Source organism: Micromonospora sp. BRA006-A, from assembly GCF_033433935.1.
Taxonomy (GTDB): Bacteria; Actinomycetota; Actinomycetes; order Mycobacteriales; family Micromonosporaceae; genus Micromonospora; species Micromonospora aurantiaca.
In genome coordinates this window covers 327,933-350,893 of record NZ_JANCLW010000001.1, presented here as the reverse complement: position 1 = coordinate 350,893, position 22,961 = coordinate 327,933, and the positions used below count along the sequence as shown (strand labels likewise).

Annotated in this window: 24 protein-coding genes, 1 pseudogene and 1 riboswitch; of the genes and pseudogenes, 11 read left to right on the top strand and 14 right to left on the bottom strand. The window is 72.8% G+C overall.

Annotated elements, in window-relative coordinates; all coding sequences use genetic code 11:
- Positions 1-9 precede the first annotated feature (9 nt).
- Complete coding sequence (locus NMK34_RS01820) at positions 10-936, bottom strand: WXG100 family type VII secretion target (RefSeq protein WP_135242872.1); 927 nt, start codon at positions 934-936, stop codon at positions 10-12.
- Between the two features lie 11 nt (positions 937-947).
- Complete coding sequence (locus NMK34_RS01815) at positions 948-1,268, bottom strand: type VII secretion target (RefSeq protein WP_318331951.1); 321 nt, start codon at positions 1,266-1,268, stop codon at positions 948-950.
- Between the two features lie 149 nt (positions 1,269-1,417).
- Between NMK34_RS01815 and NMK34_RS01810 the strand changes: the two genes are divergently transcribed.
- The 3 genes from NMK34_RS01810 (at position 1,418) to NMK34_RS01800 (ending at position 3,905) form a co-directional block, all read left to right on the top strand.
- Positions 1,418-2,305, top strand: coding sequence for an ABC transporter ATP-binding protein (locus NMK34_RS01810; protein ID WP_318331950.1), 888 nt, complete (start codon positions 1,418-1,420; stop codon positions 2,303-2,305).
- A 9-nt stretch (positions 2,306-2,314) separates the two neighbouring features.
- On the top strand, positions 2,315-3,052 hold the full coding sequence (locus NMK34_RS01805; RefSeq protein WP_318331949.1) for an ABC transporter permease: 738 nt from the start codon (positions 2,315-2,317) through the stop codon (positions 3,050-3,052).
- A gap of 94 nt (positions 3,053-3,146) precedes the next feature.
- Complete coding sequence (locus NMK34_RS01800) at positions 3,147-3,905, top strand: VOC family protein (protein ID WP_318331948.1); 759 nt, start codon at positions 3,147-3,149, stop codon at positions 3,903-3,905.
- A gap of 350 nt (positions 3,906-4,255) precedes the next feature.
- Here the strand turns inward: NMK34_RS01800 and NMK34_RS01795 are convergent, their stop codons facing one another.
- The 4 genes and pseudogenes from NMK34_RS01795 to NMK34_RS01780 form a co-directional block, all read right to left on the bottom strand.
- Positions 4,256-5,035: an ABC transporter ATP-binding protein gene (locus NMK34_RS01795; protein WP_262016155.1), complete on the bottom strand. Its 780-nt coding sequence runs from the start codon at positions 5,033-5,035 to the stop codon at positions 4,256-4,258.
- Entirely contained in the window at positions 5,032-6,126 is a 1,095-nt protein-coding gene (locus NMK34_RS01790) for an iron ABC transporter permease (protein ID WP_318336248.1), read from the bottom strand. The genes NMK34_RS01795 and NMK34_RS01790 overlap by 4 nt, the downstream gene beginning before the upstream one ends.
- 77 nt (positions 6,127-6,203) lie before the next feature.
- Positions 6,204-7,136, bottom strand: a complete 933-nt coding sequence (locus NMK34_RS01785; protein WP_318331947.1) for an ABC transporter substrate-binding protein — start codon at positions 7,134-7,136, stop codon at positions 6,204-6,206.
- A 107-nt stretch (positions 7,137-7,243) separates the two neighbouring features.
- A riboswitch (cobalamin riboswitch) is annotated at positions 7,244-7,337 on the bottom strand.
- A gap of 120 nt (positions 7,338-7,457) precedes the next feature.
- Positions 7,458-8,777, bottom strand: a pseudogene (locus tag NMK34_RS01780) (M14 family metallopeptidase); the annotation flags it as partial.
- Between the two features lie 205 nt (positions 8,778-8,982).
- Here NMK34_RS01780 and NMK34_RS01775 point away from each other — a divergent pair.
- Positions 8,983-10,323 carry a C39 family peptidase gene (locus NMK34_RS01775; RefSeq protein WP_318331946.1) on the top strand — a complete coding sequence of 447 codons (1,341 nt, stop codon included), beginning with the start codon at positions 8,983-8,985 and terminating at the stop codon, positions 10,321-10,323.
- Between the two features lie 90 nt (positions 10,324-10,413).
- Here NMK34_RS01775 and NMK34_RS01770 read toward each other — a convergent pair whose 3' ends face one another.
- From NMK34_RS01770 to mqnE, 3 genes are read right to left on the bottom strand one after another with little or no spacing between them, the layout of a single operon-like run.
- Positions 10,414-10,710: a DUF4229 domain-containing protein gene (locus NMK34_RS01770; RefSeq protein WP_194802063.1), complete on the bottom strand. Its 297-nt coding sequence runs from the start codon at positions 10,708-10,710 to the stop codon at positions 10,414-10,416.
- Between the two features lie 26 nt (positions 10,711-10,736).
- Positions 10,737-11,165 (bottom strand): hypothetical protein, encoded by a 429-nt coding sequence (locus NMK34_RS01765; protein ID WP_194802064.1) that lies wholly within the window; start codon positions 11,163-11,165, stop codon positions 10,737-10,739.
- A 7-nt stretch (positions 11,166-11,172) separates the two neighbouring features.
- Entirely contained in the window at positions 11,173-12,342 is a 1,170-nt protein-coding gene (gene mqnE, locus NMK34_RS01760) for an aminofutalosine synthase MqnE (protein WP_018787841.1), read from the bottom strand.
- A gap of 222 nt (positions 12,343-12,564) precedes the next feature.
- Between mqnE and NMK34_RS01755 the strand changes: the two genes are divergently transcribed.
- The 3 genes from NMK34_RS01755 (at position 12,565) to NMK34_RS01745 (ending at position 18,071) form a co-directional block, all read left to right on the top strand.
- Positions 12,565-14,196, top strand: a complete 1,632-nt coding sequence (locus NMK34_RS01755; protein ID WP_318331945.1) for an NlpC/P60 family protein — start codon at positions 12,565-12,567, stop codon at positions 14,194-14,196.
- Positions 14,197-14,305: 109 nt separating this feature from the next.
- A complete protein-coding gene (locus NMK34_RS01750; protein WP_318331944.1) occupies positions 14,306-15,955 on the top strand; it encodes a hypothetical protein in 1,650 nt (549 codons plus the stop codon).
- 190 nt (positions 15,956-16,145) lie between these two features.
- Positions 16,146-18,071 (top strand): DEAD/DEAH box helicase, encoded by a 1,926-nt coding sequence (locus tag NMK34_RS01745; protein WP_318331943.1) that lies wholly within the window; start codon positions 16,146-16,148, stop codon positions 18,069-18,071.
- 77 nt (positions 18,072-18,148) lie between these two features.
- On the opposite strand, the gene NMK34_RS01740 is transcribed toward NMK34_RS01745, so the two are convergent.
- Both NMK34_RS01740 and NMK34_RS01735 read right to left on the bottom strand, forming a co-directional pair.
- Positions 18,149-18,370 carry a hypothetical protein gene (locus NMK34_RS01740; RefSeq protein WP_318331942.1) on the bottom strand — a complete coding sequence of 74 codons (222 nt, stop codon included), beginning with the start codon at positions 18,368-18,370 and terminating at the stop codon, positions 18,149-18,151.
- Positions 18,363-18,614 (bottom strand): hypothetical protein, encoded by a 252-nt coding sequence (locus NMK34_RS01735; RefSeq protein WP_013283561.1) that lies wholly within the window; start codon positions 18,612-18,614, stop codon positions 18,363-18,365. Before NMK34_RS01735 ends, NMK34_RS01740 begins: the two co-directional genes overlap by 8 nt.
- A 186-nt stretch (positions 18,615-18,800) precedes the next feature.
- Here NMK34_RS01735 and NMK34_RS01730 point away from each other — a divergent pair, with 186 nt between their 5' ends.
- From NMK34_RS01730 to NMK34_RS01720, 3 genes are all read left to right on the top strand, one after another.
- Entirely contained in the window at positions 18,801-19,016 is a 216-nt protein-coding gene (locus tag NMK34_RS01730; RefSeq protein ID WP_318331941.1) for a hypothetical protein, read from the top strand.
- Positions 19,017-19,060: 44 nt separating this feature from the next.
- Entirely contained in the window at positions 19,061-19,270 is a 210-nt protein-coding gene (locus NMK34_RS01725; RefSeq protein ID WP_041798756.1) for a helix-turn-helix transcriptional regulator, read from the top strand.
- A 75-nt stretch (positions 19,271-19,345) separates the two neighbouring features.
- A complete protein-coding gene (locus NMK34_RS01720) occupies positions 19,346-19,963 on the top strand; it encodes a putative glycolipid-binding domain-containing protein (protein WP_318331940.1) in 618 nt (205 codons plus the stop codon).
- Between the two features lie 16 nt (positions 19,964-19,979).
- Here NMK34_RS01720 and NMK34_RS01715 read toward each other — a convergent pair whose 3' ends face one another.
- From NMK34_RS01715 to NMK34_RS01705, 3 genes are read right to left on the bottom strand one after another with little or no spacing between them, the layout of a single operon-like run.
- The gene (locus NMK34_RS01715; protein WP_269698007.1) at positions 19,980-21,074 is read right to left on the bottom strand and encodes a PLP-dependent cysteine synthase family protein; all 1,095 of its coding nucleotides are present in this window, start codon (positions 21,072-21,074) and stop codon (positions 19,980-19,982) included.
- 10 nt (positions 21,075-21,084) lie between these two features.
- Positions 21,085-21,927: an SDR family oxidoreductase gene (locus NMK34_RS01710; protein ID WP_318331939.1), complete on the bottom strand. Its 843-nt coding sequence runs from the start codon at positions 21,925-21,927 to the stop codon at positions 21,085-21,087.
- A gap of 42 nt (positions 21,928-21,969) precedes the next feature.
- Positions 21,970-22,428: an Lrp/AsnC family transcriptional regulator gene (locus NMK34_RS01705; RefSeq protein WP_018787850.1), complete on the bottom strand. Its 459-nt coding sequence runs from the start codon at positions 22,426-22,428 to the stop codon at positions 21,970-21,972.
- Between the two features lie 255 nt (positions 22,429-22,683).
- Here NMK34_RS01705 and NMK34_RS01700 point away from each other — a divergent pair, with 255 nt between their 5' ends.
- Positions 22,684-22,950 (top strand): BldC family transcriptional regulator, encoded by a 267-nt coding sequence (locus tag NMK34_RS01700; RefSeq protein ID WP_013473529.1) that lies wholly within the window; start codon positions 22,684-22,686, stop codon positions 22,948-22,950.
- The last annotated feature ends 11 nt before the right edge of the window (positions 22,951-22,961 follow it).

Genomic DNA, 22,961 nt, shown 5'->3' with positions numbered 1-22,961 from the left:
TGCTGCCTCTCAGTTCACGATCGAGTCGAACACGTTCTGCACGCCCTTGGTGTACGGGCCGAGGTCGTCGCGGTACGTGCCGTCCACCAGGTAGTTACGGTCCTTGCGCCCGTCGGAGACGTCGTGCAGGCCCATCCCGGTGTCGAGCAGGGCGCCGCCGATGCCGGGGATGTTCACCGGGGACGCCTGGTTGATGGCGAACTTGCCCGGGAAGAGTACGGCGGCGCGTTCGACCTTGAAGGCGAGCGCCGCCTTCGTGTAGCCGGACTTGCTGAACGCGCTGTACGCCTTCTTGGCCCGGCGCAGCTCCATCACCACCTTGGCGTAGTGGTCGAGCAGGTTGGCGACTTTCTGGAGCTTGGTGGCGAGCTTCGTGAGGATCTCCGCGAACCGCGCCACGATCTTGACCATGCGGCCGACGGTGGTGGCGAGCCGGGCCAGCACCCGCACCACTGTGGCGGCCAGGCTCACACCGGCGCTCAGCGCCGCCGCCACCGCGGCGATGATGATCTCGGTCAGGAACCAGAGCAGGAACTCCAGGATCAGCTCGACCAGCAGGTTGAACGCGTCCACCGACGCGTTCGCGGAGTCGACGAGCACCTCCTTGGTGCCGTCCAGCCCCTTTGCGAGATCGTCCATCGCCTCCTCGATGGACTGCATCGAGGCGTGGAACTTCTCCGCCGCGTCGCCGTCCCAGGCGCCACGCAGCCGCGCCCGGTCGGCGATCTGGTCACCGGCGATCTGCCGGACCGCCTCACCGGTGGTCATCGCGAGCTGGGCCGCCCTCATCAGGTCGTCCGGCTCACCGGCGACCAGTTCCAGGAGCTGCTCGAACGGCCACAGCACCGCGTTCGACAGCGGTTTGAACGGGTCGGGCGTGCCCGACACGATCTGCTCGAAGTAGGTCTTGTTGCGCTGGAGCGCCTCGGTGCTCATGCCGCTCCCCCTCAGCCGCCGGCGGTGAACATCGTGTCGTTCGCCGAGTCCGTGTCGTCGTAGGCGGCGGCGGTCTCGGCGAGCCCCGTGGCGACGGTCAGCATGGTCTCGGCACCGTCCGCCAGCCCCTGCAGGCACGCCTCGAACTGCTGCTCGTACGCGGCGGCGAGGCTGAACGACGCGGGCATCACACCGAAGGAGTGCCGGGCCACATGGCCGTCGCGGAACACCCGCTCCAGCTCGCGGAACCGGCCGGCCCGGTCCCGGGAGGCGGTGGCGAACGCCTTCAGCGCCTCCGGCTGGACGTCGAGATTCCTGCTCGGACTGGTCACGGACCCTCCCCAGTGTCCGGTCGGAACTTCCACCGTCGTCGACGGCGCCACCAGACTAGGGGATGCGGGCACCCGGTCAGGGGACAGCAGGGCTGGCGCACGCACTGTAGACAGGGGAGGCACAGCCCTTCCGCCCGAGGAGATCGCCGATGATCCTGGCTCGCGCCGAACAGGTCAGTCGCCGCTACGGCGACGTGCTGGCGCTGGACCGGGTCGACCTGGCCGTCCGGGCCGGGGAGCTGGTCGGCCTGCTCGGCCCGAACGGCGCCGGCAAGAGCACGCTGATCAACCTGCTGGTCGGGCTGCGCCGGCCCACCGCCGGCCGGGTCGAGCTGTGCGGCGGCGACCCGCGCGACCCGGCGAGCCGGCGGCAACTCGGCGTCACCCCGCAGGAGACCGGCCTGCCCGGCACGCTGCGGGTCGGCGAGGTGGTCGACTTCGTCTCCGCGCACTTCCCCGACCCGGTGCCACGCGGCGAGCTGCTCGACCGGTTCGGCCTCGCCGACCAGGTACGCCGGCAGACCGGCGGCCTCTCCGGCGGTCAGCGTCGCCGGCTCGCCGTGGCGCTGGCGTTCGTCGGCCGTCCCCGGCTGGTGGTGCTCGACGAGCCGACCACCGGCCTCGACGTGGAGGCGCGGCACGCGCTCTGGGACGCGATCCGCGGCTTCCACGCCGACGGCGGCACCGTGCTGCTGAGCAGCCACTACCTGGAGGAGGTGGAGGCGCTCGCGCAGCGGGTGGTGGTGATCGGCCACGGGCGGGTGCTGGCCGACGACTCGGTGACGGCGATCCGCGGGATCGTCGGCGTACGCCGGGTCAGCCTGGTCGCCGACGACCTGCCGGCGCTGCCGGGCGTGGTCACCACCGAACGCGCCGACGGGCGGGTGCACCTGCTCACCACCGACGCCGACCAGCTCGTCCGCGACCTGGTCACCTCCGGGGTGCCGTTCCACGATCTGGAGGTCCGGCCCACCTCGCTGGAGGAGGCGTTCCTCGCCATCACGGCCGACGACCGGCCCGCGCCCACAGCCGCCTAGGAGACCTCCGTGCCGCTCGCCCTGATCCACGCCCGCTACCACCTGTTGGAGATCATCCGGGTGCCGGTGGCGGTGGTGGGCAGCGCGTTCTTCCCCGCAGCCTCGATGCTCTTCTTCGTGGTGCCGTTCGCCGGCGACGATCCGGTCGGCGCCACCTACGCCACCGCCGCCATGGTGACGTTCGCGGTGATGACCGCCAACATCTTCCAGTACGGCGTGGGCGTCTCCGAGGACCGCGACCAGCCCTGGAACCCGTACACCCGGACCCTGCCGACCGGACCGGCACCGCGGCTGGCCGGGCGGATCCTGGCCGGGGTGGTCCTGACCTACGTCTCGATGATCCCGGTGGTGGTGATCGCGGCGGTCGCCACCGAGGCCCGGGTCAGCGCGGTGCAGTTCCTGCTCGGCCTGGGCGCGGTGGCCGTGGTCTCGGTTCCGTTCACGCTGCTCGGCCTGGCGATCGGTTACTCGCTGCCGAGCAAGGCCGCGATCGTGGTGGCGCAGGTGGTCTTCTTCCCGCTCGCGTTCGGCGGTGGCCTGCTCTCCGGGCCGGACGACGCGCCCGGCTTCATCAAGGCGATCGCGCCCTACCTGCCGACCCGGGGCGCCGTGGAACTGATCTGGGCGGCGGTCACCGACTTCCGGCCGGACAGCCGGGCGCTGGTGATGCTCGTGGTCTGGGTGCTGGTGCTCGCCGCGCTCGCCGGCTGGGCGTACCGGCGGGACGAGGGACGCCGCTTCAGCTGACCTTTTGTCCGGTTCCGGCCCGGTGGCCGACCCGGCGGTGCCACGATGCCGACAGGGCGGGCGCGCGGAGCCGCCCCCGGCGAGAGGGGTCACCGTGAACGGCGTCGAGCCCGGCACGCCCTGCTGGACGGACCTGGCCACGCCCGGCCTGGACGACGCACGCCGGTTCTACCCCGAGCTGTTCGGCTGGACCGGAGAGATCTCCCCCGAACCGGAAGCAGGCGGCTACACCGTCTTCCGCAAGGACGGCAAGGCGGTCGCCGGGGCCGGCCCACCCGGTACGCCGGACCAGGTGCCGGTCTGGTCCACGTACGTGGCGACCGACGACGCCGATCTGGTCGCCACCCGGGTCGAGGCGGCCGGCGGGCAGGTCGTCGTATCCCCGTTCGACGTCGCCCAGCAGGGCCGGATGGCGGTGCTCGCCGACCCGGCCGGCGCGGTGTTCAGCGTGTGGCAGCCGATGGCGATGCGCGGGGCAGAGCTGTACAACGCGCCCGGCGCGATGTGCTGGAACGAGCTGGTCACTCCCGACCCGGAGGGCGCGAAGGAGTTCTACGCGCTGGTCTTCGGCTGGCATCCGGAGGAACGTCCGGCCGGGCCGGTCGCGTACACCGGGTGGCGCTGCGGCGCGCGGATCGTCGCCGGGATGCTGCCCCGGGCCGAGCCGATGCCGGAGGACCTGCCCGCGTACTGGGCGGTCTACTTCGCGGTGGAGGACGCCGACGCGACCGCCGCCCGGGCCGCCGAGCTGGGCGGCACGATCCTGGTCCCGCCGCGCGACAATCCGGCCGGCCGCAGCGCCGCCCTGCGAGACCCGGCCGGCGCCCTCTTCTCCATCTCCACCCTCCGCTGACCCACGCCCCCCGCCCCGCCTCGCCCCGCCCCGCCCCGCCCCGCCGATGCGTATGCCCCGCCCCGCCCCGCCGATCTTGCAGTTGCGGCCCCCACGGTGGGGCATACGCACCTTTTACCCGGGCCGAAATCCCAAGATCGACGGGGAGAGGCGGCGACGGTCGAGATCTTGGTACGGAACGGCCCCCAGGGAGGGCCTTTTCGTACCAAGATCTACCTGTCGTCCCGGCAGCCGGACGCCTCCGCCGATCTTGCAGATGCGGCCCTTCAGGCGTGGTTTATGCGCCTTTTGCCGGGGCCGGAAGTGCAAGATCGACGGGGCAGGGCGGGGCGGGGTGAGGGCGGGACGGGTCAGGTGGGGCGGACGGGGACCACCAAGGGGCCGTGGTCGCCGGGGATCACGCGGATGTGGGCGCGGTAGTGACGAGCAAGCAGCTCCTCGGTCAGCACCTCCTCGGGCGGCCCGGCGGCTGCCACCCGGCCGTCGGCGAGCAGCACCAGGCGGTCGGCGTACTCGCCGGCGATGGAGAGGTCGTGCATGGTGGCGAGCACTGTCAGGCCGTGCTCGCGGCGGAGCTGATCGACCAGTTCCAGCACCTCCTGCTGGTGCCCGATGTCCAGCGCGCTGGTCGGCTCGTCGAGCAGCAGCAGGGTGGCGCCCTGGGCCAGCGCCCGGGCCAGGAAGACGCGCTGCCGCTCGCCGCCGGACAGGGTGGCCAGCTCGCGGTGGGCGAACGGGCCGAGGTCGAGCCGGTCCAGCACCTCGTGCACGGCGGCCAGGTCGGCGGCGGACTCGCGGCCCAGCGGCGGGATGTACGGGGTGCGCCCGAGCAGCGCGTAGTCGAACACCGACATGCCGATCGGTACGACCGGGGACTGCGCCACCGTGGCCACGATCCGGGCGCGGTCGCGGCGGCGGAGCGCGCCGATCGGCGTACCGAAGAGTGCCACCTCGCCCGGTGCGGCCAGCAGGCCGCCGACGGCGCGCAACAGGGTCGACTTGCCGGCGCCGTTGGGTCCGATCACGGTGACCCACTCGCCTGCCGTGACGGTGAGGTCGACGCCGGCCAGGACCGGGGTGCCGCCCAGGGCGACGCGCAGGTCGTGGACGCGTACCGCTGGGGCGTTCACATCGCCACCCGGCGGGCGGTCCGCAGGACCAGCACGAAGAACGGGCCGCCGAGCAGCGCGGTGACCACGCCGATCGGGATCTCGGCCGGTGCGGCGGCGGTCCGGGCGACCACGTCGGTCAGCGCCAGGAACGCGCCGCCGAACAGCATCGACAGCGGCAGGATCACCCGGTGGCTGGAACCGGCGAGCAGCCGCATGGTGTGCGGCACGATGATGCCGACGAAGCCGATCAGCCCGGACGCGGAGACGGCGGCGGCGGTGCCGAGCGACGCGGCGGCGATCAGCAGGTAGCGGGAACGCTGCGGGTGCAGGCCGAGACCGGCGGCCTCGTCGTCGCCGACGGAGAGCACGTCCAGTTCGCGCCGGTGCAGCAGCACCACCACGGAGGTGAGCACGAAGTACGGCAGGACCAGCCACACGTCGTGCCAGCCGGCGGTGGCGAGCCGCCCGAGCAGCCAGGAGTAGACCTGCTGGATGTTGTCGGAGTGCTGTTGCAGCAGGTACGTCTGCCCGGCGGCGAAGAACGCGGACACCGCCACCCCGGCGAGGATCAGCGTGGCCGGGGACCGGTCCCGGCCGCCGGCGGCGCCGAGCAGGTACGTCAGCACGACCGCGCCGAGCGACCCGACGAACGCGGCGAGTGGAATGGTGATCGGCAGCCCGGTCAGCGCGCCGCCCGCACCGGCGCCGAGCACGATCGCCGCGGTGACCGCGAATCCGGCGCCGGCCGCCACGCCGAGCAGGTACGGGTCGGCCAGCGGGTTCCGGAAGACGCCCTGGTAGCAGCCGCCGGCCAGGGCGAGGAGCGCGCCGACGAGCAGGCCGAGCACGACCCGGGGCAGCCGCAGCTCGGTGATGATCGCGACTTCCCGCTCGGTGAGCCCGCTGTCCAGGTGCACACCGGGCAGCAGGTTGAGCAGTTCGGCCGCGACGCTGCCGGGTGGCAGGCTGACCGGGCCGAGGGAGACGCCCGCCACCAGCGCGACGAGCACCGCCACGACACCGGCGAGCAGCCAGCGCTTACGCAGCCCGGCGGGCCGGACCGGGGCGCCGCCCGCGCCGGGCGCCCCACGCCGCCCGGGGCGGGACAGCGGCCGGATGCCCGGCCGGGACGCCCGAGGCGTACCGGCCGGGTTCGGGGCGGAGTCCGCCTGTCGTAGGGCCACGGTCAGGCCGGGACCTTGGCGGTGGCGTCGACGATCACCTTGAGCAGGTCGACCACGCGCGGGCCCCAGCGCGAGGCGATGTCGTCGTCCAGCTCCACGATCTGGTTGTTCTTCACGGCGGTGATGCCGGACCAGCCGCTGCGCGCCTTCACCGTGTCGGCGTTCTGCTTGCAGCACTTGGTGTCGGAGAGGAAGACGAAGTCGGGGTTCGCCTTGACGATGACCTCCTGGGAGAGCTGCGGGTAGCCGCCGTTCTTCCCGTCGGCGTCGGACGCGTCGGCGATGTTCTCCAGGCCGGCGAGCGCGTAGATGGTGCCGATGAAGGTCTTGCTGGTCGCGCTGTACAGCTCCGGGCCCAGCTCGTGGTAGTAGGTCGGCTTCTCCGTACGCTTCGGCAGGTCCTTGGTCAGCGCGGTGATGTCGTCCTTCATCTTCTGCACCACGGCGTCCGCCTCGGACCGGTGGCCGGTGAGCGTGCCCAGGTCGGTGAGCTGCCGGTACGTGTCGTCGAGCGTGGTCGCGGCGGGGATCTGCAGGACCGGGATCTTCAGCGCGACGAGCTGGTCGGCGATCTTGTTGAGGTTGTCCGAGATCACCACCAGGTCGGGGTTGCGGGAGGCGACCGCCTCGGCGTTCGGCTGGTAGCCGGACAGGTCGGTGCGGGGTGCCTCGGCCGGGTAGTTCGACTGGTCGTCGACGGCGGTGACCTGCTTACCGGCGCCGATGGCGAAGAGCATCTCGGTGGAGGTCGGCGAGAGCGAGACGATCTTCTCGGGCCGCTTCTCCAGCGTCAGCTTGCCGACGGTGGCCGGGAACGCGCCGCCGGAGCCGCCGGCGGCGGGGGTGTCGGTCGAGGTCTTCTCGGCGCAGCCGCCGAGGAGCAGCACGCCGGCCGCGAGCGCGGTGGCGAAGAGCCGGGGGGTACGTCGGGACATGGGGCCTCCTGTCGGTCGAGGAGTGTGGTGCTTCGCCGACAGGGGGAAAGGCCCGTCCGCGAGGCGCCCTTCCTCGAGAGCGCGTGTCGCGACCGGGCCGCAGGCGACCTGGCTCGTCCCACGTCCGTCGGCGCCGGCGGAAGGCCGGCGCCGCGCGTACGGGGCATCACAGTTGCGGGACAGCGCCGGTTTCACACCGGCTTCGCTGTGGCACGGTCGGTGCCACGGTAGCGCACGACCAGCGGAGATCGTCCGGACGGGCGGGGTGGGCGGGAACCCCGGCGGGGGTGGAACCGGGGTTCCCGCCCGGTGGTGAGGTCAGCAGTACTGGCTCTGCTTGCCGATCGCCCGGTACGGGCAGTCGGCGTACTCGGACAGGATCAGCACGGCCTCCCGGTTGCGTGAGGTCTGCGCCGGGATCACCTCGTCCGGCGGGTAGAAGCCGCCGCCGGAGGCCGAGCCGGGGTACATCTCGAAGGTGTACGCCCAGATCTTGTGGGCGCCCCACATCCAGTCGATGCTGGTGCCGTCGGCGATGTAGAGGTCGCTCGACTGTTCCGGGGTGTAGTTGTTCGTCGCCGCCATCTGCCGTCCGATGGTGGCGAAGGTGTTGTACTGGTCGGTGCTCATCCCGGTGGCGGTGTTGCTGTACGTGTATCCGTACGGCCAGAGCACCAGCTGCGAGTAGGTGTGGAAGTCGATGTTGGCCTTGATCTGCTGCACCCCGCCGACGACCCGGCTGTTGACGAAGTTGCGCAGCGCCGCGGTCTCCGGTGCGGAGAAGGCGGACGGGCCCCGGTAGGTGTCCGACGACTTGGTGCCGGACGAGCCGCCGCAGCAGCCCCACTGGTAGCTCCAGTTGCGGTTCAGGTCGGTACCGATGGCTGTGGAACCGCTGTTGGGCTGCCGGTTCTTGCGCCAGGAGCGGTACGAGCCGGTGGCGATGTCGTACTCGCTGCCGTCCGGGTTGACGGTGGGGACGATCCAGATCTCCCGCGAGTTGACGATGCCGGTGATCCGGGAGTCGCTGCCGTAGTTGTCGGTGAAGAGGTTGAGCAGGTAGATCGCCATCTCGACGGTCAGGTGCTCACGGGCGTGCTGCTGGGCGTTGAACAGGATCTCCGGCTCGGCCTCGTCCGTGGCGACGTTGTCGGAGATCTTCACCGCCATCAGGTCCCGGCCCTGGTACGACGTGCCGATGCTCAGCTTCCGGGCGATGGTCGGGTGGTCGGCGACCACCTTGTTCACCACCGCTGTCAGCTCGGCGTAGTCGTGGTAGTTCGAGTCGGCGGGCGGGAACGCGTTGGCGGTCATGCCCCCGTCGGCGTGGTCGTGCTCCGGCACGACGTCCTTCTCGAGCCGGAATCCGAGCCGGGTGATCGCGTTGGCCTCGGCCTTGGTCGCCGTGACGTGCAGCACGCCGTGCTCGGAGTAGTCGATCGCGGCACCGGTGGAGGCGACCGCGGTGCGGTCGGCCGCCGTACGCGGGCCGAGCACCCGGTAGGCGACTGTGGTCGGCTCGCCGGAGCCTTCCGGTGCGGGTCGGGCGACGGCGGGGGCGGCGGCCGCGGCGACGATGGTGAGGCCGACGGCGGCGGCGAGCGCCAGCCGGCGGCGGAGCGGAGAGGCGCGGAAGGCCATGGACAACCTCCTGGGGGTACGGGAGATCCCGTTGTCCGCACACTCCACCAGGAGACACATGGTCATATCAATATCTGTCTTTACCTTCGGTCATCCCGACCTGATCGTCACTTCGGCAATGATTTTCTATGCCTGAACATCTGGCGAAACTTCCCGCCAAGCGCGACAGTGAACGGCAACGATGCCGTCTCCCTGTGGAGCTGCCATGTTCGGACGACCCATGCGCGCGGCCGCCCTCGCCGGCCTCACCGCGCTCACCCTCCTCGGCACCAGCGCACCGGTCCAGGCACAAGCCCCGCGACCGGGCGTCACGCACGACGAACAGATCACCTTCCAGGAGTTCTCCCGCTTCCCCGACTGGCGTACCGGCACCCACCAGGGCACCCGCGCCGTACCGGGGCGCCACCCGGCGCTGACCATCGCCCGTCCGGTGGGCACCACCGAGTTCACCGACGAGCACACCGGCACGACCCGCACCTGGGAGTACGCCACCTGGACCTCACCCGAGCGGCGGATCGGCTTCGACGCCACCGAGATGGTCGCGTCGTGGAACGCCGCCACCCCGGCCGGCACCTGGATCCAGGTCGAGCTGCACGGCACGTACAACACCGGGGCACAGACCCCCTGGTACGTCATGGGCCGCTGGGCCTCCGGTGACCAGGACATCAAGCGCTCCACGCTGGACGGCCAGGGCGACCCCTGGTCGAGCATCTGGACCGACACGTTCGCGGTCGACGACGCCGACGCCGGTGTGCTGCTGCGCTCGTACCAGATGCGGCTGACGCTCTACCGCGCGCCCGGCCAGGCAGCCGCGCCGCAGGTCCGGATGCTCGGCGCGATGGCGTCGAACGTGCCGGACCGGTTCACCGTCACGCCGAGCCGGGGCGGCATCGCCTGGGGCACCGAACTGGCCGTGCCGCGCTACTCGCAGAACGTCCACATCGGCGAGTACCCCGAGTACGACGGCGGCGGTGAGGCGTGGTGCTCACCCACCTCGACGGAGATGGTGGTCGAGTACTGGGGTCGCAAGCCCTCGGCCGAGGACACCTCCTGGGTCGACCCCTCCTACCCCGACCCGACAGTCGACCACGCCGCCCGGATGACCTACGACTACGAGTACGAGGGCGCCGGCAACTGGCCGTTCAACACCGCGTACGCGGCGAGCTTCCCCGGCCTGGAGGCGCGGGTCACGCGGCTGCACTCGCTGGACGAGGCGGAACGGTTCATCAAGGCGGGCATCCCGGTGGTGACCTCGCAGTCGTTCCTCGCCAGCGAGCTGGACGGCGCCAACTACGGCACCTCCGGGCACCTGTTCGTGATCGTCGGCTTCACCGCCGAGGGTGACGTGATCGTCAACGATCCGGCGTCCTCGTCGAACGACGCGGTCCGCAACGTCTACAAGCGGGAGCAGTTCGAGCAGATCTGGCTGCGCACCAAGCGCTACCGGGCCAACGGCACGGTGGCCTCCGGCTCCGGCGGCATCGCGTACCTGATCAAGCCAGCCGACCGGCCGTGGCCGGTCGTCGCGGGCTCGACCAACTGGTGAACGGCCCGGCCGGCCGGTGAACGGTTCGGCCGGCCGGTGACGACGAGGGGCCCGGTGCCGTGTCCGGCGCCGGGCCCCTCGTTCGTCCGCTCAGCCGTCGCGGCGCTCGGCGTCCGGCTCGGTGGCCGGTGCGGTGCCCGGCTCGTCGTCACCGGCGAGCGCCGAGCGCAGCCGGTCCTTCTCCGCGCGACGCCGCTCCGACGCCTCCGCCATCTCCCCGGCCATCTCGTCCCGCCAGTTGCGCAACAGGAAGAACGACAGCGCGGCGGAGGAGATCAGCGCCACCATCAGCCGCAGGAACATGTTCATCTCGACGAACCAGAGGGCTGCCAGCACGGCGACGAACAGCCCGACCCGGCCCAGCGTGTACTTGACCGCCGCGCTCATTCCCGCATTCCCACTCTCTCCGTGCCTCAGCCCGTACGCCGGGCCAGCCAGTGCACGCCATGAAACCAGATGACGGCGTAGACCACGGTGAACACCGCCGCGGCCAGCGCGCCGGTGAACAGCGCGGGCAGCCCGGAGGCCAGGCCCGCGGCCAGCAGACCGGCGACGATGCCGAGCCCGAGACCGGCCAGCGCGGCCACCACCCGGGCGGCGCCGAACTCCCAGGCCCGGAACTCGTCCCAGAACAGCCAGAGCGGCAGGATCACCGCGAGCCAGCCGTTCGTACCCCCGAAGCCGCTGTCGCCCACCGTGGCGAACGCCCACTCGAAGACCAGCAGCGCCAGCACCCCGATGACCAGGCCGGCCAGGCTCACCCCGAGCAGGTCACCGAGGGTGAGGATGCGGCCCTCGGCGTCGCGCCGGGGGAAGCCGCGCTGCTGTTCCTCGTCGCTCATCGCCAGGTCAGGCCCAGACCTGCTGCGGCTCGGACCGGCGCTCCGCCAGCGACGGCGGGCCGTCGTACTCGCGGACGATCTCGTAGCGGGTGTTCCGCTCGACCGGACGGAACCCGGCGTCCCAGATCATGTGCAGCAGGTCGTCGCGGTGCATGGTGTTCGGCGTGCCGTACGAGTCGGCGTCGTGGGTGATCTTGTATTCCACGACCGAGCCGTCCAGGTCGTCGACACCGAAGTTCAGCGAGAGCTGCGCGACCGACAGCCCGTGCATGACCCAGAAGCACTTCACGTGCGGCACGTTGTCGAACAGCAGCCGGGAGACCGCGAACGTCTTGAGCGACTCGGCCGGCGAGGCCATCGTGGTCCGGGCCTGGATCCGGTTACGGATCTTGCCGTCCGCCGAGTCGACGAAGTCGTGCTGGTAGCGCAGCGGGATGAACACCTGGAAACCGCCGGTCTCGTCCTGCAGCTCACGCAGCCGCAGCACGTGGTCGACCCGGTGCCGGGGCTCCTCGATGTGGCCGTAGAGCATCGTCGACGGCGTCTTCATGCCCTTCGAGTGGGCCAGCCGGTGGATGCGCGACCAGTCCTCCCAGTGGCAGTTGTGGTCGACGATGTGCTGCCGGACCTCCCAGTCGAAGATCTCCGCGCCGCCGCCGGTGAGCGACTCCAGGCCGGCGTCCATCAGCTCGTCGAGGATCGCGTCGGCGGTGAGCCCGCTGATCTTCTCGAACCACTGCACCTCGGTCGCGGTGAACGCCTTGAGGTTGACGTTCGGCAGCGCGGCCTTCAGCTCGCGCAGCACCTTCGGGTAGTAGCGCCAGGGCAGCGTCGGGTGCAGGCCGTTGACGATGTGCAGCTCGGTGAGCTGCTCGTCCTCCATCTCCTTGGCCTTGCGGACCGCCTCGTCGATGCGCATCGTGTAGGCGTCCTTCTCGCCCGGCTTGCGCTGGAACGAGCAGTACGCGCACGACGCGGAGCAGACGTTCGTCAGGTTCAGGTGCCGGTTGACGTTGAACATCACCCGGTCGCCGTTGAGCTCGGTCCGCCTGTGGTGGGCCAGCCGGCCCAGCCAGGTCAGGTCGTCGCTGGCGTAGAGGGCGATGCCGTCCTCGCGGGTCAGCCGCTCCCCCGCGTACACCTTCGCCTCGAGTTCGCGCTTGAGTCCGGCGTCCATCCGAAAGCCACGTCCTTCCACCTGGGTTCCCGATCGAGCGTACGTCGCGGGTCCGACCGGCCGCCGACCTGGGCGTGCCGGTTCACCCGTGGTCACGCTCCGCACATCGACATCGTCGCAACCGTGAGGTAAGACAGGGTGGGGCGGAACACACACCAGGGCCGTCCTGTCCCGACACGCCCCAACCACGCGTGACGGACCCCAGACCGGACGGGGAGCGGTATGGCTCACAGCACCAAGGCCCGACGGCGACGAGGACGGCAGCCGGTGATCTCACCGATCCTGCGCCCGGCGCTCTGGTCCGCCCTCCTGGGGGCGGTCGCGGCCGCGGCGCTCGCCACACCCGCCTGGGCCGACCCGCTGCCCGACGTCGTGCCCGACACCGGTTCCCGGCCCCAGGTCACCGGCCCGCTGCAGCTGCCCGGCTCGTCCGGCACCGTCCGCGGCGTTCCCGGCGTGCCGGGCACCGTTCCCGGCCTCCCCGGCACCGTCCCGGGTCTGCCCGGCGTCACCACCCCTGGTGGCGCGACGGGCCTGCCGGGCACCACAGGCGTAACAAACCCGGCCGACGGCCCGCTGATCGCGCAGATCAACCAGCTCGACGCCCGGGTGACCCAGCTCGGCGAGGCGCTGCTCGGGATCAAGACCGAGCGGGACGCCGCGCAGACCGAGCTGGCCCAGTCCGCCGCCCGGCTCAAGGAGGCCCAGGACGCGCTCCGCCGCGCCCAGGAAAACGCCAAGAGCGCCGCCGCCGACGCCGTGAAGGCCGACGCGGCGCTGCCGCCCGGCGAGTTCGGCGCGAGCCTGCGCGACTTCGCCAACCTCCAGCGCATCACCCGCGGCGACAGGGCCGAGGGCGCCACCACGTCGGTGACCGGCGAACTCCTGCGTGCCACCAGCGCCGAGGAGGCCGCCCGGAAGGCACACGAGTCGGTTCAGCGCCGGGCCGGCGAGAAGGCCGCGGAGTTCACCCGCGCCGAGACCGACCTGCGCAAGCAGGAGACCGCGCTCGTCGCGTTGCGCAAGGAGAACGCGGCCAAGCTGCTGGAGATCGAGCGCCTGGCGGACGCCGCCGAGCAACGGCTCGGCACCTCGTACGTGGTCGACCAGAGCATCGACGGCCTGGTGGCGGACCCGCGGGCGCTCGCCGCCGTGCGCTACGCCCTCGCCCAGCTCGGCGACCCCTACCTGTGGGCGGCCGAGGGCCCGGACCGGTTCGACTGTTCCGGCCTGATGCTCGCCTCCTACCAGGCGGCCGGCTACCGGGGCCTGCCCCGCGTCGCCAAGGACCAGTACTTCGCCACCCGGTCCCGCACCGTCTCGCCGACCGCCCTGCTCCCCGGTGACCTGCTGTTCTTCGCTTCCAGCAGCAGCTGGACCAGCGTCCACCACGTCGCCATGTACATCGGCAACGGCAAGATGGTGGAGGCGCCGCGGACCGGCGACGTCGTCAAGATCTCGGTGGTCCGCTGGTCCCGGCTCTACGCCGCGACCCGGGTGATCGGAGCGGTTCCCGCCCCGGCCACGCCCGCCCCGCCGCCCACGGTGCCGACCACGCCGAAGCCGACGCCCACCACCCCGAAGCCGTCGACCACGCCCAAGCCGACGCCCACCACGCCGAAGCCCACCACGCCGACGCCGAAGCCGACGACGTCCAGCCCGGCGCCGACCACACCGCCGCCGAGCCCGACCGACTCGCCCGACCCGACGCCGAGCCAGAGCGTGAGCGCCGAGCCGGACACCAGCAGCGCCGCGCCGAGCAGCAGCAGCGCCGCCCCGTCGAGAAGCAGCGTCGCCCCGTCGAGCAGCACGTCCGGCAGCGGCTCCGCCAGCCCGAGCAGCAGCGCCGACTGACCCAACCGCCACTCCGGCTGTGTTCCCGGGCCGGAATGTGGCACGGTGAGATCCAGGCACTTCCGGTCGGCGCCACGGCCGGAGGCGAGCGTGGGTGCGGAGGGGCGAGATGGGCGAGCAGGACGTTCCGGCGGAGAAGGTCCACCCGGGACCGACGCCCGACCCCGCCGAACCGGCCGGCGACGACGACGGTGGTGGTGGTTCGGCCGCGCCGGTAGCCGTCGCGCGGGCGCGGGTGTCGGTCGCCGGCGCGGCCGTACCGCCGCCCGCCGGTGACGCGCAGCCGATTCCGCAGGCCGGACCGACGACGTACCGGGCGGGCACCCCGGCGGAGACCCCACCACCGCTGGACCGGCGTCTGCCCGGCGCCACCGTGCCGCCGTCCAGTTGGTCCGCCTTCGCCGTGGGTGAACGCCAGGCGACACCTCAGCCCACCGCCGGCACGGCGCCCACGCCCGCCGCCGCGGAGGCCGACGGCGACGCCTCCCCGGGTACGCCCGGCAGTGCTCCGGCCGCCATCCCGGCACCCCGCGTCTCCGGTTCCGCACGCGTGCCCGCGCCGGCCGCCGCAACCGCGGACGCGGCAGCACCGGCCGACGCCGCACCGGAGCGCGACACCGCACCGGCCGAGCAGGCGGACGGGACCGACGACTCCCCGTCCCCGGCAGCCGGTTCGGTCGAGTCTCCGCCGAACGCGGCACCGGCCTCCGCCGCCGACCGCCCGGCCCCGCTCACCGGCGCGTCCACGGGCGGCGAGCAGGCCGGGTCCGCGCCCGCCCGGGCCAGCGCGTCGGTGCCCGGCCTGAGCCGCGTCTCGGCCGAGGAGGTCGCCGCCTCCGTGGTGGCCGCGCCGCCCGCCGCCGCCACCGTCTACCGGGCCGGGCCGGTGAACCCGGAACCGCCGGAGCCGGTCCAGCCGCCGGAGCCCGCGCAACCCCCGGCGCCGAACGGCCCGGAGCCCGAGCCGGCGCCGACCCCGGTGCCGGGCCCGACGCCGCCGTCACCGGCGCCGCCGGTACCCGAGCCGGAACCGCCGCTGCGGCCCACGCCGCCCCTGCCCGTGCCGCCCGCGCCCACCCCGCCCACGCCGACGCCCGGCCCGGTGCCGCCGGTCCCCGGGCCGCCGGTATCGCCGCCGGGTCCGCCCGTACCCCCGCCTCCGCCGCCACCGGGTCCGATGCCCGCACCGCCGTTCCCGCCGCCACCGGCGATGGCCGGCGCGGCGGACGCGCTGCCCGCGCCGCTGTTCCCGGCGCCTCCCGCCGCCCCGGTGTTCCCGCCCGCGCGGGCCGCCGTTCCGACGCCGCCGGCGCCGCTCATCGCGCCGCCGGCCGCCGCGCAGCCGTCGTGGGCCGCCGCACCCGTGTCGGACCCGCCGCCGCCCGTGGTACCGGCCCCGGCGCTGCCGACCTGGCCGCCGCCGGCCACGCCCGCCCGCGACGCCGACACCACCCGTCCGGTACGCCCACAGCCCGCCGATCCGGATCTCGCCACCACCGCGTATGGCGGCACCGACGGGCCCGGGTTCGCCACCGTGTCGTTCCCGCAGGGCAATCCGCTGGAGAACTCCGGATCGCTGACCGGGCACATCCTGGCCCAGGGCTGGTCCGAGGAGGGGCCGGCGGCCCGGGGCGGCAACACGAAGGTGTTCATCGTGCTGGCCGTCGCGCTGACCATGTTGATCGCGATCAGTCTGCTCGTGGTCTTCCTGGCCAACGACGCGTTGAGCGGGCTGACCGGGACCATGCTCATCGAGTGACGGGGGTGAGCCCGCCCACTACGTTCTCGCGTCACCGTGGCGGAGTGGGCGATGCGCCGTACACTTGTCTGCGATCACTGACCTGGCGCGCCCGACTGCGCGCGCCCATGGGCGATCTTGCGGGCGATTCGGCGGCGTGACAGGCCGCGGCGGGCCATCGCGAAGATGCGCCCCGCTCGAGAGGTATTTCTTGACCACGTTCGCTGAACCCGGCACGTCCCCGTCCGTCGACCCGACGCCCGAGACCGTCGACTTCGCCTCGCTCGGCCTGCCCCGGCAGGTCGTCGAGACGCTCGCCCGGCAGGGCATCACCACCCCGTTCGAGATCCAGCGGGCCACCCTGCCCGACTCGCTCGCGGGCCGCGACGTCCTCGGCCGGGGCCAGACCGGCTCCGGCAAGACGCTCGCCTTCGGCCTGCCGGTGATCGCCCGGCTCGCCGACCGCAACCGGGCCCGGCCGCTGCACCCGCGCGCCCTGGTCCTGGTCCCCACCCGTGAACTGGCCATGCAGGTCAACGACGCGCTCATGCCGCTCGGCAAGGCGGTCGGCGTGTTCCTGAAGACCGCCGTCGGCGGCGTGCCGTACGACAGGCAGATCGACGCGCTGCGCCGCGGTGTGGAGATCGTCGTGGCCACGCCGGGCCGGCTCGGCGATCTGATCGAGCGCGGCGTGTGCCGCCTCGACGACGTCGAGATCACCGTGCTGGACGAGGCCGACCAGATGGCCGACATGGGCTTCCTGCCCGAGGTCACCCAGCTGCTGGCGAAGACTCCGGCGGACGCCCAGCGGCTGCTGTTCTCGGCCACTCTGGACAACGACGTCGACACGCTCGTCAAGCGGTTCATGACCGACCCGGTCACCCACTCGACCGCGCCGGCCACCGCCGCCGTGTCCACGATGGATCACCACCTGCTGCTGATCCCGCCGCACGACAAGTTCGCCGTCGCCGCGTCCATCGCCGCCCGTGAGGGCCGCACCATGCTGTTCGCCCGTACGCAGCTCGGCGTGGACCGCCTCGTCGAGCAGCTCGCGGCCGTCGGCGTGCGGGCCGGTGGACTGCACGGCGGCAAGACGCAGCGCATGCGCACCAAGACGCTCGCCGAGTTCCGCGAGGGCCGCACGCCCGTGCTGGTCGCGACCGACGTGGCGGCCCGGGGCATCCACGTCGACGGCGTCTCGCTGGTGCTGCACGTGGACCCGCCGAAGGACCCCAAGGACTACCTGCACCGGGCCGGCCGTACGGCTCGGGCCGGCGAGTCGGGCGCGGTGGCGACGCTGGTGCTGCCCAAGCAGCGCCGCACCACGCTGGCCATGATGGAGAAGGCGGGCGTCGAGCCGGCCGAGACCCGGGTCCGGGCGGGCGACGAGGCGCTGGCCGAGCTGACCGGCGCGCGCGAGCCCAGCGGCGTACCGGTCCGGGACGAGCCGGAGCCGCGACGCGGCGGCGGCTCGCGCCGCTTCGGCGACCGCGACGGCCGGAGCTTCGACCGGGGCAGCCGGGGCGGCTTCTCCGACCGTGGCGAGCGCCGGTTCGGTGACCGCGACGGCCGGGGCGAGCGCCGCTACGGCGACCGGCCCACGGGCGAGCGGTCCGGCGACCGGTTCGCGGACCGTGGCGAGCGCCGGTTCGGCGACCGTCCGGCGGGCGAGCGCTACTCGGGCGAGCGGGCCGGCGGCGGCGAGCGTCGCTTCGGGCGGCCGGAGCGTCGCGACGACCGGAGCTTCGGCGACCGCGGCGAGCGCTTCGGCGACCGGCGGTCCGACGGCCGGAGCTTCGGCGAGCAGCGGTCCGACGACCGTGGCCAGCGCTTCGGCGGCCAGCGCGGCGACGACCGGCGCTTCGGCGAGCGGGCCGACCGGCCGTACGGCGACCGGCAGCAGCCGGCGGCCGGACGCGGCTACGACCGCGACGAGCGGCGGTACGACGACCGGCCGAGCGGCTCGCGCGGCTTCGGCGACCGGCGCCAGGACGACCGCCCGCACGCCGAGCGGCGTTTCGGTGACCGGAGCGACGCGCGTCCGGCCGAGCGCCGGAGCGGCGGTTTCCGGGCCGAGGGGCGGGGCCGGGACGACAGGCGCGGCTTCGGCGGTCGCCCGCCGGCACGTACCCACTGATCTGAGCGCACCCACTGCCGCCGCCGAGCATCCGCTCGGCGGCGGCGGTGCGTCTGGGGTGATGTCGGCTCCCCGTTCTAGCTGCGCGGTGTGAGGACGGGATACCGCCGGGTCGGCTCATTCCACAGCGACAGGCGATGACGAGGCCGCCAACCGGGCGGTGGCGTGGGGATGGTCTTGTCGATGGTCTGCCGGAGGCTGCGCCGAGCGGACCGGCCCCACGACCAGGCGACCCAGCAGCCGAACGCCTGGGCGATGACGGCGGTCAGCAGCAGACCGGTGCCGATCGGGTCAGACATTGCGCACCGACCGCAGCCAGCCCAGGAACCGGATGTGCATCTCGGCGGGGTCCGGCGGCTCGGAATAGAGCCTGGTCAGGTCATCGGTCGCCTGCCGCATCAGGGCGGCCAGATCGACGGCGAGGTGGCGTCGGTCGTGCTCGTAGTCAGCGACCAACTCGACCTTGGCGTTCTCGCAGGGCCAGTTGAGCAGGTCTGCCGTACAGACCCAAAGGGGTTTCAGCGGAGCGTGGCGCTGGGTCACTCGGGGCCCTCCTGCATGGTCGGCGTCCAGGTGGCACCCCCGTCCGCCGCGAACTCGCCACCGGACGGGGGGCCTTACCCATCAGATCGCTCACTTGCCCCCCTGTCAATGTTGACGGGCCCACTTAGGTGGGGTCATTTGTTCGCGTCGACATGGCCAGGTCGGCCCGCTCCTACCTTCGAAGTCGTGACCAAGGAGACGGGACCGGGCGAACTTGTCGCGGCCGGTGAGATCTTGAAGATGCTCGGCGTGGGCAGGTCGAGATTCCGCGAGATCCGGCGGCACCCCGCATTCCCCGCGCCGTATCAAGAGCTGTCGGTCGGTGCGGTCTGGTTGAAGCGGGACGTCGAGCGGTACATCCGGGAGCCCCGGCCGCCCCGGCCGGCGGACGACGACGAGTAGCCCGACGAGGCATGACCAGTACGTCTCCTGACTCCCTTCGGCGGGTGAGACGACCACGCCTGTACGGGCCCGGCGAGCTGGCCGCCCTGTTCGGCGTATCGCGTCAGCGGGTTCTCCAGATCACCCGCCGCCCCGGATTCCCCGAGCCACTCGCCCGACTGATCGGCATGAACGTCTGGGACGCCGATGAGGTCGACGAGTGGGCCCGCCACAACCGGCCGCCCCGCCCGACCGAGGGCGACGAGCAGGGGTAGTCGGTAACGCCCCGGCTCGCGGCGGCGTTCGCGCATCCGCTGCCGCCGACCGCCGGTTCGCGTAACGTCCGGTCCATGCCGAAGTCGCTCTTCTGGGCCCGGACCGACACCGCCGGCTCCGAGCACGTCGTGCTCGACGGCCCCGGGCTCACCGCGCAGGGTGTGGCGCTCGCCGTCGATCCGATCCCGTACACGTGCCGGTACCGCCTGAGCGTCGGGCCGGACTGGTCGACGAACCGGCTGGAGGTCGAGTCCGAGGGCGCGGGCTGGTCGCGGAGCGTACGCCTGGAGCGGGGCCGGGACGGATGGCGCGTGCGTACCGGCGAGGAGGGTGACCTGGACGCGGCGCTGAGCGCGGCGGGCCACCCACCGGCGGGCCTGCCGGGCACCGACGACCCGGGCCGGCTGGCCGAGGCGCTCGACGTGGACCTGGGCGGTTCCCCGCTGACGAACACGCTGCCGATCCGCCGGATCGGGCTGGGGCGGCTGCCCGCCGACCTGGCGTCGGCCGTGAATGTGGCGTGGGTGCTGCTGCCCGGCCTGGCCGTGGTGCCCGCCGAGCAGGTCTACACCTCGCTGGGTCCGGGCCGGGTCCGGTACGCGAGCGGCACGTTCACCGCGGACCTGGAGGTCGACCCGGAGGGCTTCGTGGTGCGCTACCCGGGGCTGGCCGAGCGGGTCGACCCGCGCTGACCGGCCGGGGCCCGGCTCAGGCCGCCGGCCAGGTGCCGTCGGTCAGGAACCGGTCGATGGTCGCGAGGTGCGGGGCGAGGTCGAGGCCCTGCGCGGCCACCCACTCGTCTGAGTAGTAGGTGTCGCCGTACCTGTCGCCCGGATCGCAGATCAGCGTGACCACCGAGCCGGTACGCCCGGCCGCGCGCATCTGCGCGATCAGCCCGAAGGCGCCCCACAGGTTGGTGCCGGTGGAGCCGCCCACGCGGCGGCCGAGCACCGCCGAACCGGCCCGCATGGCGGCGAGCGACGCGGCGTCCGGCACCTGCACCATCCGGTCCACCACGCTGGGCAGGAAGGACGCCTCGACGGTGGGCCGCCCGATGCCCTCGATCCGGGAGCCGCGGTCGGTGCGCACCGACCAGTCACCGGCCTGCCAGGCGGGGTAGAACGCGGAGTTCTCCGGGTCCACCACGCAGAGCTTGGTGGGCAGCCGCCGATACCTGGCGTAGCGGCCGATGGTGGCGCTGGTGCCGCCGGTGCCGGCACCGACCACGATCCAGGCGGGCACCGGGTGCCGTTCCAGCGCGAGCTGGGCGTAGATCGACTCGGCGATGTTGTTGTTGCCCCGCCAGTCGGTGGCCCGCTCGGCGTAGGTGAACTGGTCCATGAACCGGCCGCCGCTGTCCTCGGCGAGCCAGCGCGCCTCCACCACGACCTTCGACGGGTCGTCCACCAGGTGGCAGCGCCCGCCCTGGAACTCGATCTGGGCGATCTTCTCCGGCGACGTAGAGGCGGGCATGACCGCGATGAACGGCAGCCCGAGCATCCGGGCGAAGTACGCCTCGGAGACCGCCGTCGAGCCTGACGACGCCTCGACGATCGTGGTGTCCGGGCCGATCCAGCCGTTGCAGAGCCCGTAGAGGAACAGCGACCGGGCCAGCCGGTGCTTCAGCGAGCCGGTGGGGTGCACCGACTCGTCCTTGAGGTAGAGGTCGATCCCCCACTCGCGGGGAAGCGGGAACGGCAGCAGGTGGGTGTCGGCGGAGCGGTTGGCGTCCGCCTCGACAGTGGCGATCGCCTCGGTCACCCAGCGCCGGCTGGCCTCGTCGCACCTGTCGAAGTGAGTCACGCCGGCAACGTTACAAGCGAGGTGGGCTCGGGTTCTCCCGGACCCGGCGGGCCTGCCGCCGCTGACCGGCCCGTCCGGTGGCCCGGATCACCGGCGTGAGGGCCAGCGCGAGCCGGGGGAAGGCGTCCAGGAGCCGCACCTGGGCGCCGCGCCAGCGCGGCAGGCTGACCACCGGCCGGGGCCGCCGGGCCAGCCGGACGGCCCGAGCGGCCACCCGCTCCGGCGTGAGCAGCGCGCCGGTGAAGGACGCCAGCGCCCCCGGGTCGTCCAGCTTGTCGTGGAGCATCGGCGTCCAGATCCCGTCCGGGCACAGGCACGACACGTGTACGCCCCGGACGCCGGCCATCCGCAGGTCGCTCAGGGTGCCGAGGCTGAACGCGAGCAGGGCGTGCTTGCTGGCCGCGTACACCGTCTCGCCGGGCGCGGCGATCAGCCCGGCCAGCGAGACGACGTTGAGTACGTGGCCGCGGCCCTGCTCGCGCATCACCGCGACGGCGGCGAGCGTGCCGTTCATCGCGCCGAGCGCGTTGACCTCGACCACCGCGCGGCGGGCCGGGGCGTCGTGCGCCCAGGACGGCCCGGTGACCAGGACGCCCGCGTTGTTCACCCAGAGCCCGAGGCCGCCGGGCGCGGCCGCCGCCTCGGCGGCGACGTCCGCGCAGGCGGATTCGTCGCGTACGTCGAGGGCGCGCGACCAGCCACCCAGCGGCGCGGCGGCGGCCGACACGGCCCCGGCGTCCACGTCGGTGAGCAGCACGTTCCACCCGTCGGCGTGCAGCGCGGCGGCGATGGCCCGCCCCAGCCCACCGGCCGCACCCGTGACCACTGCGGCGCCGCGCTCCGAGCTCGTCATCGGCGCACGGTAACCGCAACCCCCGCCCTGGGGCCAGAGGCGTCAGGCGGTGGGGGGTTCCAGCGGCTGCGGGCGGTTCTCCCACTTGGTCGACAGGGCGATGCTGGTACGGGTGGACGCCACACCCGCCGTCCGGTTCAGCCGGACGATCAGCTGCTCCAGCTCGGCGATCGTGCCGACGCGCGCCTTCAGTAGGAAGGACTCGACGCCGGCCATGAAGTAGCAGGACTCGATCTCGGGGATGCGGCGGAACGACTCCAGCACGTCGTCGGTGTCGGCGTCGGAGTCCTCGATGATGCCGATCAACGCGGTCACGCCGAGCCCGATCGACTCCGGCTCGACCTCGGCCCGGTACGCCCGGATCACGCCGCTGGACTCCAGCTTGCCGACCCGCTCGTGCACGGCCGGGGCGGAGAGGCCGACCTGACGGGCCAGCTCGGCGTACGACAGACGGGCGTTGCCCCGTAACAACTCCACGAGGCTCAGGTCGATCGTGTCCACGGAGAGTGACCCTATCCGCTCGGCGGCCACCGGACACTGTCGGTACCGGTGCACCGGCCCTTCACAAACGTACGATCAGGGGGTTCTTCACCGGTACCATTTCCTAACTTCCCAGTGTGTGCGTTTTTCGCGTTTGGCGGACACGTCCGGTAGCCGGTGCTGTAATTGCCATACGTCCCTCATGACGGCTCTGGGCTCGCACCGGCCGGGGGCAGTGTGTTCAGCCGGGGGCTTCGTCGACGCGAGGAGGGGGCTGTGGACACTGGAGATCGCCTGCTGACACCGGGTGAGGTCGCTGCGCTGTTTCGGGTGGACCCGAAGACCGTGACCAGATGGGCAGCGGCCGGCCGGATCGGCAGTATCCGGACTCCAGGAGGGCACCGCCGGTTTCGGGAATCCGAGGTGCGGGCCCTGCTCGAGGGGGAGGGCATGCTGGACGAGGCGGAGGACATGGGCAAGGCCCGCAACATGGGCCCGACCGCTTCCACCGGCCCCGGACCGGCGAACGCCGGCATGTACTGAACGTGCGGGGC